The sequence below is a fragment of the Clostridium sp. ATCC BAA-442 genome (assembly GCF_964239415.1).
In the GTDB taxonomy this organism is placed as follows: Bacteria; Bacillota; Clostridia; order Oscillospirales; family Oscillospiraceae; genus Flavonifractor; species Flavonifractor plautii.
The window spans coordinates 1-13,208 of record NZ_CAXSQB010000045.1; the positions used below are offsets into that span (position 1 = coordinate 1).

At 51.8% G+C, this 13,208-nt stretch carries 19 protein-coding genes and 1 tRNA gene; all 20 read left to right on the forward strand.

Annotation, left to right across the window (positions count from 1 at the left end):
* Positions 1–275 (forward strand): hypothetical protein (locus ACESY8_RS15440; protein WP_498794836.1); only part of this gene is annotated, 275 nt, incomplete at its 5' end.
* Positions 262–669: a hypothetical protein gene (locus ACESY8_RS15445; RefSeq protein WP_498794837.1), complete on the forward strand. Its 408-nt coding sequence runs from the start codon at positions 262–264 to the stop codon at positions 667–669. The genes ACESY8_RS15440 and ACESY8_RS15445, both read left to right, overlap by 14 nt.
* Positions 666–854, forward strand: coding sequence for a hypothetical protein (locus ACESY8_RS15450; protein ID WP_007489158.1), 189 nt, complete (start codon positions 666–668; stop codon positions 852–854). The genes ACESY8_RS15445 and ACESY8_RS15450 overlap by 4 nt, the downstream gene beginning before the upstream one ends.
* Complete coding sequence (locus ACESY8_RS15455; RefSeq protein ID WP_498794838.1) at positions 851–1,279, forward strand: YopX family protein; 429 nt, start codon at positions 851–853, stop codon at positions 1,277–1,279. Before ACESY8_RS15450 ends, ACESY8_RS15455 begins: the two co-directional genes overlap by 4 nt.
* The gene (locus ACESY8_RS15460; RefSeq protein ID WP_204682665.1) at positions 1,272–1,457 is read left to right on the forward strand and encodes a DUF551 domain-containing protein; all 186 of its coding nucleotides are present in this window, start codon (positions 1,272–1,274) and stop codon (positions 1,455–1,457) included. The genes ACESY8_RS15455 and ACESY8_RS15460 overlap by 8 nt, the downstream gene beginning before the upstream one ends.
* A gap of 3 nt (positions 1,458–1,460) precedes the next feature.
* The gene (locus tag ACESY8_RS15465) at positions 1,461–1,676 is read left to right on the forward strand and encodes a helix-turn-helix domain-containing protein (RefSeq protein WP_243427709.1); all 216 of its coding nucleotides are present in this window, start codon (positions 1,461–1,463) and stop codon (positions 1,674–1,676) included.
* A 165-nt stretch (positions 1,677–1,841) separates the two neighbouring features.
* A tRNA-Ile gene (locus tag ACESY8_RS15470) sits at positions 1,842–1,916 on the forward strand.
* Positions 1,917–2,778: 862 nt separating this feature from the next.
* A complete protein-coding gene (locus tag ACESY8_RS15475; RefSeq protein ID WP_204682666.1) occupies positions 2,779–3,039 on the forward strand; it encodes a hypothetical protein in 261 nt (86 codons plus the stop codon).
* Positions 3,040–3,514: 475 nt separating this feature from the next.
* Positions 3,515–3,886 (forward strand): terminase small subunit, encoded by a 372-nt coding sequence (locus ACESY8_RS15480; RefSeq protein WP_227127278.1) that lies wholly within the window; start codon positions 3,515–3,517, stop codon positions 3,884–3,886.
* Positions 3,879–5,117 carry a PBSX family phage terminase large subunit gene (locus ACESY8_RS15485; protein ID WP_204682348.1) on the forward strand — a complete coding sequence of 413 codons (1,239 nt, stop codon included), beginning with the start codon at positions 3,879–3,881 and terminating at the stop codon, positions 5,115–5,117. The genes ACESY8_RS15480 and ACESY8_RS15485 overlap by 8 nt, the downstream gene beginning before the upstream one ends.
* Positions 5,114–6,532, forward strand: a complete 1,419-nt coding sequence (locus ACESY8_RS15490) for a phage portal protein (protein WP_498794839.1) — start codon at positions 5,114–5,116, stop codon at positions 6,530–6,532. Before ACESY8_RS15485 ends, ACESY8_RS15490 begins: the two co-directional genes overlap by 4 nt.
* 412 nt (positions 6,533–6,944) lie before the next feature.
* A complete protein-coding gene (locus ACESY8_RS15495) occupies positions 6,945–7,592 on the forward strand; it encodes a DUF4417 domain-containing protein (RefSeq protein ID WP_498794840.1) in 648 nt (215 codons plus the stop codon).
* Complete coding sequence (locus ACESY8_RS15500; protein WP_498794841.1) at positions 7,561–9,087, forward strand: phage minor capsid protein; 1,527 nt, start codon at positions 7,561–7,563, stop codon at positions 9,085–9,087. Before ACESY8_RS15495 ends, ACESY8_RS15500 begins: the two co-directional genes overlap by 32 nt.
* A 466-nt stretch (positions 9,088–9,553) precedes the next feature.
* Positions 9,554–10,054, forward strand: coding sequence for a hypothetical protein (locus ACESY8_RS15505; RefSeq protein WP_289026010.1), 501 nt, complete (start codon positions 9,554–9,556; stop codon positions 10,052–10,054).
* A gap of 13 nt (positions 10,055–10,067) precedes the next feature.
* Positions 10,068–11,039, forward strand: coding sequence for a phage major capsid protein (locus tag ACESY8_RS15510; protein ID WP_196058680.1), 972 nt, complete (start codon positions 10,068–10,070; stop codon positions 11,037–11,039).
* A gap of 68 nt (positions 11,040–11,107) precedes the next feature.
* Positions 11,108–11,437 (forward strand): hypothetical protein, encoded by a 330-nt coding sequence (locus ACESY8_RS15515; protein WP_338136129.1) that lies wholly within the window; start codon positions 11,108–11,110, stop codon positions 11,435–11,437.
* Positions 11,438–11,449: 12 nt separating this feature from the next.
* Positions 11,450–11,911 (forward strand): head-tail connector protein, encoded by a 462-nt coding sequence (locus tag ACESY8_RS15520; RefSeq protein WP_498794842.1) that lies wholly within the window; start codon positions 11,450–11,452, stop codon positions 11,909–11,911.
* A complete protein-coding gene (locus ACESY8_RS15525) occupies positions 11,877–12,326 on the forward strand; it encodes a DUF6751 family protein (RefSeq protein WP_432490224.1) in 450 nt (149 codons plus the stop codon). The genes ACESY8_RS15520 and ACESY8_RS15525 overlap by 35 nt, the downstream gene beginning before the upstream one ends.
* Positions 12,326–12,736, forward strand: coding sequence for a minor capsid protein (locus ACESY8_RS15530; RefSeq protein ID WP_498794843.1), 411 nt, complete (start codon positions 12,326–12,328; stop codon positions 12,734–12,736). The genes ACESY8_RS15525 and ACESY8_RS15530 overlap by 1 nt, the downstream gene beginning before the upstream one ends.
* The gene (locus ACESY8_RS15535; protein WP_498794844.1) at positions 12,726–13,196 is read left to right on the forward strand and encodes a hypothetical protein; all 471 of its coding nucleotides are present in this window, start codon (positions 12,726–12,728) and stop codon (positions 13,194–13,196) included. Before ACESY8_RS15530 ends, ACESY8_RS15535 begins: the two co-directional genes overlap by 11 nt.
* Positions 13,197–13,208 lie beyond the last annotated feature (12 nt).

The window sequence follows — 13,208 nt, forward strand, 5'->3', positions numbered from 1 at the left end:
ACGAAGTCGCCAGTCTTATGGGCTACGAGGTGGTGGAGGATGATATGCCGGAGGCGGCAAAACATAAGGAAACCAACACCATAGAAGGTATGTGCTGCGACTGTGCTCACGGCGGCCCCGGCCCCTGCTGCTCCTGGGATGAGAACGAGGGCTGCCAGTACCGGAAAGAGGACGGAAGCTGCTGGGTGCCATACACAAAGGGGGATGCCAACCTGGACGAAGCCATCGAAAAGTACCTGAAAATCAAGGAGGGGGGACAACATGGACAAGCCTAGAATTTGCGAGGTGCTGGGGGTTGAGGTTGGAGAAATTATATCGGTGAATTTTCCGGTTGGAGAGTTTGCCTTTTCTATTGGCTCTGATGGACAAGCCATTGGAGAAAACGGTCAAGAATTTGGCGCTATTTTGACAGAAGCTATCAACCACCCCGACCGCATCATCCGCAAGCCACGCTGGACGGAGCAGGAGGTGGAGAGGGCGAAGGCTATCAAAGTGCTATATCCAGTTGTTAAAACATTGGCATACGTTGATATAGTGGGACAGACATTTTACATGTATGATGACGAAGACAACTATAAGGGCAGTCTTGATAACCTTGATGAAACGTTTCCTACGCTGAGGAGCATAAGGCGGGCCACATTGGACGAGATCATCGGAGGTGCCCAATGAAATCCCCTGAGTGTGTATGCAAAACGTCAGAAGAGTACATTCGTGTTGCGTTAGCTCTAGAAACTCTTGCTTACCATGACAAAAACTACTTAGACAGTACATTCGCAAAGAGCAATGCTGCTATCAGTGAAGAGATACAGGCTTGCTTGCAGAAGGCTTTAACGATGATGGAGGAAAAACAATGAGAGAAATCCTTTTCAAAGCCAAGCGGCTGGATAATGGAGAGTGGGTGGAGGGAAACATTGTGGCTGTCCCGGAAGATGCCGACTTTATGCCTGGAGCGTACATTCTACCGCGGTTGGTATCGGCCAGGGCAGACCCGCCCACAAAAGGGATCATGCTAGGCGGATTCTTTGAAGTTGACCCCGCCACGGTCTGCGAGTATACCGGCCTGACCGACAAGAACGGGAAGAAAGTGTTTGTTGGGGACATTGTAAAATGCAGCCGTGGTTGCACCCATGAGGTGGTATGGGTTCAGGAACACGGCGGAACCTTTATCGGAGGAATGCCAGCAATCTATCTATCTGACTTGATGCCAGGATACGCATGGACGGGGGAGGAAGAAATTATAGGCAACATCAACGACGGGGAGGGCGGACAGCATGAGTGAGTGGATCAGCGTCAAGGAGAGGTTGCCGGAGGAAAAGCAGAGAGTTATCGTGCGTTGTGAGCGCATTGGAACATCTGTAGGTTGGATTTTGTGGGGTGAATGGATGACGGATATTGGGCCCAGTGCGGGTAAAATCACCCACTGGATGCCCCTCCCAGACCCGCCGAAGGAGGGATAGCCCTTGAATGAGTTTAAGGAAAGACTCAGGAGGTTGAGGGAGGAGAAAAAGCCTGTTAGGAGTATGGCGGTAGTGTCAGAACTGTGCGGGCTTCCGCGCAGCGCAGTAAGAAAATATGAGCGCGGGGAGGCAAAGCCCAATATGACTGCGCTGATTGCTCTGGCAGACTACTATGAAGTATCGCTAGATTATCTAACAGGTCGAGTAAAATACAGATAAAATTTGAAGATTAACCTTTAAAGGGCAGCTAAACCAAAAAATTGATTTAAAATGGGAGTGTGGGGGCGTATGCCCCTGCGCTCCCACTCTCTTTCCGCCCCCTTTTCCTCCTTCACGCAGAGGGGGTGGCGGCGGTGTAGTCGCTGCCCCTACTGTGTGCAATATGCCCTTGTAGCTCAATGGTGAGAGCGATACCCTGATTTGGTATAGTGGACGCCGGTTCGATTCCGGCCTTGGGCTTGGTGACCCGCACTTTTCGCGGTAACCAATTTATTAGACCGCTCTAAAGGCCACGGAGCTGACTGTGGAAAGACACTATACCGGGTAGCCTAGAGCGTCTGACGGCCCCGGAGAAGGGACATGACGCCCGCCTGTCATGGAGGCGGAAGCGGTGGCAGCTATGACCTGCACCGGTGTGCCGACACATAGAAAGCGGCTGCGCCCGGCGGAGCGTGTAGAGACGGAATCCGCCTTATATACGGCCATAAAGGAATGGGTAGAGCGGTGTATGCCGTTGCAGCAGTTCGAGTCTGCTGATGGCCTCCAGAGGCCGGGTAGCGCCCGGATGATCTGAGCGTAGCGCAAGCCCTCAGAGAGAATGACAATGCCTGCTGAAAACTGCGTCTGTATGCGAGACTGGCTGCCGGTCGCTCCGGTGTTGCGGCACAGGCGTGTGATAATCTAAGCGGGAAGCGCACAAAAAGTTGCAAAAATGGGATGGTGTAAAGTGAGTGGTGTACTCATAATCATTGCAGAACTTATCTGCCTTGTTCTTATGGTTGTAAATGCTTATTTAGCTTTCAAAGCAAAGCAGAAAGACGACCTTAATGGAATGGTTTGGAATTTGGCATTTATGATCCTAATGAGCACTTGTATTAGATAACCAAAAATATGCCGAGTGCTGTAGCAGAAGCGCCTGCGGCGGCCCGTTACGTCGCGGACGTGTGGCGGCTCAATGCCGCCTCTCGGCTCCAGAAGGAGATATTTATGCTTAGAAGAATTTGCAATTACTTCCGCGGGTGCTAATGCAAGCACGAATTTGATATGCCGCGCCTATCCGCATGAGGCGGGCGGTGGCACCAAAACTGGAGTGATAACCACAATGGGAGATCCATTTGAACTGCTCAGACATGCACAGACAGCATACAATAACGACTTACGCCCTTGGGAACAGTCAAAAGAATACTGGGATAGACTGAAAAAGTTTTGCGATTACTCAGAGCGCTGGAGAAAAGAACAAGAGAAAGACATCGTATGGCCAAAGCCAAAAGACGTAGGGGTAGTTCGTAAAGGAACGACGGAATGGGACGTGTTCCATGAGCTGTCAATGAAGCGGCTCAAGAGAAATGGGATTCATTTGTGAACATAACACCGGGCGGTTCGGTGGGGCAGCGGTTGCTGGACAACAAGGGCCAGCCATTGGAAGAGGCCGAACTAAAATAATAATGCTGTCAGACCCGCGGAAAGCCTGACCAAACCCGCAGCATACCCCGAAAGGGGTATATATGCCGCCCCGCAGTTGCAGGAGACGAGGGAGGCTATCAACCCACACGGGTGTATCGCTTAACAGGCTGTGACGGCTGGCCGTATCCGAGCCAGAGCTCGACAGTAGGCGGCGAAAAGCATTTCAAAAGCAAAACGAAAGCAAGGGAGAGAGAAAGAAAAGGTCCCCCTCTTGATGGCCCCCTTTATCCCCCCTCTCCCTTCCCCCCGATCCCCCTATCTCTTACCCCCCTATAATCCCCCCTTAATCTCCCCCGAAAAGAAAGAGAGAGGGCGCGCTCTGTCGGTGGCGGTGGGGGGATTGGGAGACTCTACTTAGGCGAGAGGTGGTGAGTGTGGCATTAACGCCAAAGCAAGAAAGATTTGTGCAGGAGTACCTTGTGGATTTGAATGCCGCACAGGCTGCTCTTCGGGCAGGGTATAAAAACCCTGAAATTGGGCGGCAGCTAATTACGAAAAATAACGTTTCTTCCGCAATTCAGGAAGCAAAGAGAGCCAGAAGTGAACGGACAGAGATTACACAGGACTATGTGCTTGCCAAGCTGAAGGAAATCACAGATAAACCGGCCTCGGATGCGAACGACAGCGACCTGAAGTATTCCAGCAAGATAAAAGCGCTTGAATTGCTGGGAAAGCATGTGGGAGCGTTTGATGGAAAGGCGAACGGCGATGGAGATACGGAGGTCAAGGTGGTCATAGATGTCTGAGATTCGTTTATCGTCCGTCCTTGGACCTGCATTCCACCTACTGGCTCGTGACGTATTCCAACACGGACACACACACTATGATTTGTCTGGTGGCCGAGGCTCGCTTAAATCTTCCTGCGTCTCCCTGCTGGTGCCGCTTATCCTGCTGACCAATTCAAACACCCACGCCTTGGTACTTCGCAAAGTGGCGAACACTATCCGGGACAGCGTGTATGCACAATATCTATGGGCAATCGGGGAACTGGGTATGGCGGCGCACTGGGACGCTAAGGTACAGCCCATGGAGCTGATTTACAAGCCGACTGGGCAGAAAATCATGTTCCGGGGCGCTGATGACCCCATGAAAATAAAGTCCATCAAGGTTCCGTTCGGATATATCGCTGTAACACACTTTGAAGAAAAAGATCAGTTTTCCGGTCGGGCGGAGATTCGAACCATTTTACAATCTACCATGCGCGGCGGATCGAAGTTCTGGAACTTTGAGAGCTACAATCCACCCATAAGCCGGGACAACTGGGCCAATAAGGATAGCTTGGAGGAAAGAGCAGACAGGCTGTGCCACAAGAGTACATACTTGGAAGCCCCACCGGGGTGGTTGGGGGCGCAGTTCCTAGCAGAAGCTGAACACTTGAAGACCACGGACGAGAGGGCCTATCGCCATGAATACTTGGGCGAAGCTGTCGGCACCGGCGGGAATGTATTTGAGAATCTGGAGTTGAGGGAAATCACGGACGAAGAGTTCGCTTCCTTTGACCGTATCTATCAAGGTGCGGACTGGGGCTGGTTCCCGGACCCGTTTGCCTTTATCCGACTCCACTATGACCGGGCTAGAGAGACAATATACCTAATGGACGAGATATACCAAAATAAGCTGACCAACGAGGCGAGCGCAAAGTTGATCCTATCCAAAGGATACAAGGATGCTTACATTACCTGCGACAGCGCCGAGCCGAAGTCAGCGGCGGACTACCGGGCAATGGGGCTTCCGGCCAAGGAAGCAATCAAAGGCCCTGGAAGCGTGGAATATGGCATGAAGTGGCTCCAGCGGAGGAAGATTGTTATTGACCGCCGGAGGACTCCAAACGCTTATAACGAGTTTGTGAATTATGAGTATGAGCGAAATAAGGATGGGGAGATCATCAGCGGGTATCCTGACGAGAATAACCACCTTATTGACGCTACAAGGTATGCACTTGAGCGTGTATTCAGAAGAATGGGGGTAACTGCTTGAACATAAACGATAAGCTGAAAGAGCTGGGCTTTGCCACCATCAGCGAAGACTTTTATCGCAAAGTGCAGGAATGGAAAAGCTGGTATATTGGAGATGTGAAGGGCTTCCACCGGTACAAGGTTCGAAACGGAACGAGCATGGTTAAATGCAAGCGCTTCACGCTTAACATGGGCAAGAAGATCCCGGAAGATTGGGCAAACCTCCTGATGAACGAGAAGGTGGAGATCACCCTGGAGGGGCAACGGGAACAGGAATTTGTTGACCATGTGCTCAAAGAAAACAACTTTCTGGTCAAGTCAAACGAGATGCAGGAGAAGGCGTTCGCGCTCGGGACGGTGGCGTTTATCCCCCGTGTAGTGGGAATGAAGGCCACGGAAGAAGGACCTGTACCTGGTAGTGCTGACGGCATTGTGATGGATTATGTGACAGTAGAGCATATCTGGCCGCTGGCGTGGCAGAACGGGATTATTACGGAGTGCGCCTTTGACAGCATCTTGACCGTCAACGGAGAGCAATACTGCTACCTGCAAATCCATCACAAGGCCAACGGACAGTACGACATTGAGAACCGCATCTATCATTACCGCAACGATAATGTGTATGCCGAACTGGCCTTATCCGGTGTCAAGGGGTTTGAGATGGTCCCTCCTGTGGTACATACCGGCTCAGATCAGAGGCAGTTTGTTATTGACCGGCCTAATATCGCCAACAATTTTGACGATTCCCCGCTTGGAATTTCTGTTTATGCAAATGCCATCGATGTCCTTAAGGGCGTAGATGTGGCCTATGACAGCTATGTAAATGAGTTTGTACTGGGGAAAAAGCGCATCATGGTCAAGCCGTCTGCAACCAAAGACCTCGACGGAGAGCCATTTTTTGACCCGGACGACTTGGCTTACTATGTACTCCCGGAGGATGTAAGTGACGGTGCGGTCATCACGCCCATCGACATGACACTCCGTACCCAGGAGCACAACACGGGTATCCAAGACCAACTGAATCTACTGTCCAGCAAGTGTGGCTTTGGAGAAAACCATTACCGCTTCGACCAGGGGAGCATTACCACAGCCACCCAGGTCATCAGCGAAAATTCCACCATGTTTAGGACCATCAAAAAGCATGAAATCATTTTGGAACAGGCCATTACAGAGTTGTGCCATATTATTCTTCGGCTTGGGAATGCAGCCATGGGCGCCGGGCTGAATGAAGATGCTAAAGTTACCATTGACTTTGATGACTCTATCATTGAGGACAAGACCACGGAACGAAATAATGACCGGCAGGACCTTGCGGCAGGCATTATGAACGACTGGGAGTACCGCATGAAGTGGTACAACGAGGACGAGGCCACGGCAAAGAAGATGCTGCCAAAGATGGAAGATTTGACGGACGAGGGAGAGGAGGAAATTGAGTAGTGGGCGGTAGAGGAAGTGCGGGCGGCGTTTTTTTGGGCGAGAAACAATATAGGCGCTTAGAAGATAGCGCCCAGCGAAATGACGCAATTCAAAACGGAATTCGTGCAAGAGCGAGGTACTATGAATATACGGACAGTACCGGGAAAGTTCATCGGGGAGAAACGGGAGCAAATACCCCCGGCGGCACATATCGTGCAGCTTATAATGAGCAAATTGCAGCATATTCTCGGCAAAGCACACAATCTCTTGAAAAAGAGCGCGAAACTCTGAAAAGAACATCGAACGACCAATACCAAAGATTTGCGAGGAGTGCCGCAAGTAAAAGCGCTTCTCAGGTTAGAGGATTTGCGGATGCGGACGCAAAAATCAGAATGATTGACCAAATTCTAAGCCGAAGGCGCAGGAATAGGAAATGACTAACTTTGAAAACCTTGATAAGTTTATGTTTCCCGGCGTTGGTCGCTATGACATCCCGCAAATAGAGCCGGTAACGGCATATCCGCAAGGCGATTTTATACCCATGAATTACGCCAACAGTGCAAAAGGACCAGCGAGCAAGATTGTCCATTGTTTCGTTGACGATTACCAGTTCACCCGCTATTGGAACCGTCCAGATGACTACATAAAGAAGTTATCTCAATTTGCGGCGGTGTGCTCCCCGGACTTCTCAACATACACGGATATGCCGCTTGCAATGCAGATATACAATCACTACCGCAAGCACTGGCTTGCGGCATATTGGCAGTTGCATGGTATCACAGTATATCCGACGATTAGTTGGAGTGATGAAGATAGCTACGAATGGTGCTTTGACGGTGAGCCGGTTGGCGGAGTTGTGTCTGTTTCAAGCGTAGGCACACAACGGAGCAAGGAAAGCAAGCGTCTTTTTCTCCGTGGGTATGAAGAGATGATGAAACGGTTGGAGCCGTCATGGGTCATTTTTTATGGACATGTCCCAGAAGAGTGCGACTGGAATGTAATTCGGGTTGCGCCGCATTATGACGAAATCGTGAAACGGAGGAAAGCGCATGAAATATCCGTTTCAACCGGAAGTTCTTGACGCCTTGCCCGAAGAGCTGGCGGAGCTGTACCGCTCTCTTGAACTGACACTCCTTGAGGAAATATGCTCCCGATTAAAGATGGCCGGGCAGCTGAACGAGGTCACGGTACAGGATATACGGGCACTCCGCTCCCATGGCATTGACCTAAAGGGCATAGAAAAGGCCATCCAGCGCACCGCAAACATCAGCCAGCGGGACTTGCAAAAGCTCTTAGACGACGTGGCGGAGCGGAACCAGCGGTACTACCAGGATGTTATGGACATTGCGGGTGTAACGGCACCGGAAACACTGGTTAGCATCGAGGACACATGGGCTATCTACGAGCAGACCAAACAGACATTCCATAACATGACCGGCTCTATGGGCTTTCTGGTGGACAACGGGCGGACGATGCTTCCCACGGCCAGGGCCTATCAATGGGCGCTGGATAACGCTGAAATGCAGATCACGAGCGGTGCCATCTCTTACAATCAGGCCATCAAAAGCGCCGTCAAACAGCTTGCGGACAGTGGTATCAAGATCGTGGATTATGAGAGCGGACACCGAGACCAAATCGACGTGGCAGCCCGCAGGGCGGTGATGACAGGCGTATCCCAGATCTGTGCCAAGTACACGGAGCAGAGCGCAGAGTATCTGGAAACACCTTATTTTGAAGTGTCCGCCCACATCGGGGCTCGGGACAAGGGTGTTGGCTGGCAAAACCACAAGGCATGGCAGGGCCGGGTGTACTCCGTAAGGACCGGAGACAAGTATCCGAGCATTTATGAGGTGTGCGGGCTTGGCTATGTGGACGGCTTGGAGGGTGCAAACTGCCGTCATATCAGGACTGCCTTTGTGGATTGTGTGATGGAGCGAACATATACCGACGAAGAACTTGCTCACATAGACGATGGGCACGACGTGGATTTTGAGGGAAAGCACTACACAGCTTATGAGGCCACACAGAAACAGCGGCAGGTCGAGCGAACTATCCGCAAGCTGAAGCGAGAACAGACCGCATACAAGGCCGCAGGACTGACGGAGAACTACCAGGCGGTGACTACCCGTATCTGGAGACTGAATCAGGAATACAAGGCGTTCAGCGAGGCGGCGGGGCTACCGTTACAAAGAGAAAGAATGCAGGTTCAATATCCGGAAGAGCTAACCAGCATAAAACAATTTTCCGGTCTGGAATCATATCAAGGGAACATAAAAATTGTCGGTAAATTCTCTTCCAGACAATATCAGGTGCAGCTTGACCCGCCGCAGATTAGCGGCGTGACAGACCACTTTGCAAATAACCTTACGATGAAACCGGATAGATCTGCATTGACGATTGAAGCGTCGCAGAGTATCATAAATAACAGCAGGTTAGTTTTGTATCAGACTGACCGGAATACATTGAAATTCTTGGCAGATAGCGGTTATGTAGTTTTAAGCGTTGACGGGAAGATTGTAACAGCGGTCCCGGAAAAGCTGAGAAAGAAGTATCGGGACTATTTGGAGGGGAAATGATATGGCGAAAAATCACAATGATAAATGCGTTTGCCCTCTTTTTGGGCGAGAAATCCTATATGGAGAGTGCTATGAGGTCCAAGAAGTTCGGGAGGACGAGATGGACATGGAGCTTGCAATAGAGCCGTTTGACGTAGATAAAGCAAATGAAGTCTGCGAGAAGTGCAAGTGGTATGTTATGGAGGACAGCGCGTGATAAAAGAAATTAACGGGAAAACATGGTATTGCTGCCCGTACTGCGGGAAAGCTCTTTTCCCGGTTCGACCGGATACCAAAGTAGAGCACATGCCGTTTCGATGCAAGGCATGTAAGCACGACATGGAAGTAAATATCGCATAGAGCCAAGAGCCTGTGAGCCAAGAGCCATTGAACCGGTTACGAACTGTAACGGTTTGATGGCTCTTTCTATTTTGCCGAGAGGCGTAAAACCGCAGGGCGACGGCCCTGACAATAAACGGAGGTATTTATGAGCGAACCTATCAATAACCCTACCCCGGCCCCTGCGCCGGAGCCCGCTCCTGAGAAAACCTTCACTCAGGCGGAAGTGGATTCCATGATTGGCAAGCGGCTTGCAAAAGCCATGAAGGGAATGCCCAGCGAAGAAGAGCTGACCGCCTACCGCACCTGGAAGGACGGGCAGGCCGGAGAGAAAGAACGCTGGGACAAGCTGACTGGCGAGAGGGATACTCTCTCCGGAAAGCTGACAACCGCAGAAGCGGAGAGAGACCAGTTGAAGCGTGAGTTGTATGTCCTGAAAAAGGGCTTGACCGGCGAGGAGGCGGAGTTCATCGCCTTCAAGGCAGGGAAGATGGTGGACGACAAGACCACCTTTGAGCAGGCCGTGGACGCGCTCACCGCCGACCGCAAGAAGACTTCCTTTGACTGGACTGCTCCAGTGGGCGGAGGGAAGCAAAAAACAGGAGAAAACGATGTAATGAACGCCCTGATCCGGGGCGCACTGAAATGAAAGGAGAACATAAATGGCTGTTGACATTATCGATAGAAGCAAACTTTCTGGGCTTATCCCTGAGCCCGTAACCCGTGAAATTATCCAGGGGGCCGTAACGGAGTCCGCCGTGCTGCGGATGGCCCGGCGGCTGCCCAACATGACCAGCAAGACCCAGACCCTTAATGTGCTGGACGCCCTGCCCACCGCCTACTTTGTGAACGGCGAGGCGACCACCGGCGCGTCCGACTCCAAGGCGTCTCTGAAAAAGACCACCAATATGGCGTGGGACAAGAAGAAAATCTACGCCGAGGAAATTGCGGTTATTGTCCCCATCCCCGAGGCCGTTCTGGACGACAGCGACTACGACATCTGGGGCGAGGTGCGGCCCCGTCTTCAGGAGGCATTCGGAAAGGTCATCGACGCCGCTATTCTGTACGGCACGGACAAGCCGACTTCTTGGCGTGATGGCCTTGTCCCTTCTGCCACTACCGCAAGCGCTGTTGTGACCGCTACCAGCGACATTTTCAAGGACATCATGGGCGAGGGCGGCGTGATTGCCAAAGTGGAGGAGAGCGGCTATATCCCCAACGGCGTAATGGCGGCTATCCAGATGCGCGCCAAGCTGCGCGGCCTTGTGGACAAGAACGGCCAGCCCATTTTCAAGACCGATATGCAGGGAGATACCCGCTACGCGCTGGACGGCATGAGCATGTACTTCCCCGTGAACGGCGCTTACGACCCGGAGGAATCTTTGGCTATCGTGGGTGACTGGAGCCAGTTGGTCTATGCCATCCGACAGGACATGACCTTTAAGATTTTCGATAGCGGCGTGGTGCAAGATCCCACCACTGGCAATATCCTTTATAACCTGATGCAGAACGACATGGTGGCCCTCCGCGCCGTCATGCGGCTGGGCTGGGAGATTCCCAACCCCATCAACGCCTTCAACGTCGGCAATGAGAACGCCTTCCCTTTTGCTGTTTACGCACCGGAGGGGGGTTAATAGGGTCTGACACTTTAACGCTATTCCCCAGCGGTCAGGCCCTATTGGGGAAACAGGTTTCCGAGCTTGTGGGTGATGACCTGAAGGTTTATGCGAGTGGCGCTGTAACGGGCACATTTCATTATGTGACCAACTACACCGAGTTCAGCGACGCCCCGGACGAGCAGAGCGGGTATTATTTCCCATTTCACCTGACAAAGACCGGGACAAAGATGACCTTCAAGAAAAATGGCTCTCCTACAAAGGAAGACATCCTGTTTGACGCGGACATTGTCTTCCGGGTGACCAAGGATGATACCTTCGAGGTGCTTGTTGATGATTCCAGCGTAGTGAAATTTAGTTTCACTGGGGCGACGTTTGAGCCGCAGGCTAAGACGAAAGCCCGTGCGAAGAAGTAAGGGGGCGGCCTGATGGCTTACGCAGATTATGAGTATTACACTGCTGCGTATCTAGGCACGGCTATCCAAAGGGCTGACTTCCCTCGTCTGTCCCTGCGTGCAAGTTCCTTTCTGGACTACTACACGCAGGGCCGGGCGGCTCAAAACAAAGAGCTGGACGCAGTAAAGATGGCTTGCTGCGCCGTGGCAGAACAGTACCAGAGCATCGACCTTGCCCAGCAAGCGGCCCTGAATGCCCTTAAAAACTCCGCAAATGCTGGAGAGACTGGAGAGTTGAAAAGCCAGAGTGTGGGTAGCTGGTCCAAGACCTACCGAAGCGGCGGTGAAAGTGCCCAGCAGGCCGCGACAGCGGCGCAGGCGGCACAAACACATCTTGCATCTGTTGCAGCGCAGTATTTAGCCGGTACGGGCCTTCTATACCGTGGAAGGGGGTGCGGCTATGGACATGTTCCCCCATGTTGTGACGGTCTATAACACCTACGTTGAGACGGACCCTTCCACTCTTGAGGAGACCACAGCAAACCACATCACTGTCCTACGGGGAGTCCTTCTGGATGCCTCCAAGGGTTCCAATGTAACCAAGAGCGGGCTGGAAAAAGCGGATGCAGTCAACCTGTACATTCCGTTTTCGGTTGAGGCGGTAGACGGCGTTACAGGCATCCAAAGAAAGTATGTCGGGCCAGTCGAGTTCTGGAAAGCAGATGATAAAAGCGACCTATGGACGCTCTCTGTGGCCCGTGATAGCTTTTTCATCAAGGGTGAGGCTATACACCCGGACTGGACGGTACAGACCATAGAGGCAGCCTACGACGGTGTGTACGATATTACTAAAGTCGATGAAAAGGATTTCGGCGGTGAAATGGCTCATTGGGAAGTTGGTGGGGTTTAATGCTGAAATTCAGTTTCCGCGCCGAAGGGCTGGAGGCAATCAGGGACAAGTTGGATGAGGAGTGCACCAAAGCGGAGCATACTGTGGCACTCCAGGTGCGGAAGGACACATCACCATATGTTCCGATGCTTACCGGATCATTGGACAAACGGACGCGGGTAGATGGTTCAGAAGTGATTTACCCAGGCCCATATGCACGCTACTTATATTTTGGAAAACTAATGGTAGACCCGGCTACAGGTAGCAGTTATGCATCAAAGGGCACAACAAAGGTCTTGACTGACAAAAACCTTGTATTTAATACAGCATCACATGCGCAGGCACAATCCCATTGGTTCGAAGCCAGCAAGGCCGAGAATTTGGATAACTGGATTCGGACGGCGGATAAGGCGGTGAAACGTGGACTCTGAGAAAAAAGAGAAACCCCGCATGCTGGCGGCGACAGAAGAAGTGGATAAAATCTCCCGCTCCATGCTGGTGTGGACCAATACCTTCCCGGAAAAGCCGGTGGACATCATTAAATATGAGTTTCTGTCCGCTGACCAGGGAGACGAGGCCGGTATGGCATTGTCTACCATCCAGGGGACCTATATCACAAAGCGGTTCATCCTGGGCGGCTATCAGGCGGAGTACCAATTCAAACTAATTTATCGTATTAAGCCTGGGCGCAGCAACGACAAGCGCCTGGAGGCTGACGAGCTACTGAACCACTTCGGTGACTGGGCGAGAAAAAATCTTCCTGATTTGGGAGACGAGATTCGGGCGCTCCGAGTTGAGCCCACCACACAATCCTCTAAATTTGCCGCTTATGAGGACGGTTATGAAGACTACCAGATTTTGATGAAACTGACATATGAAGTTGGCGTTTGAAAGGAGAAAAAC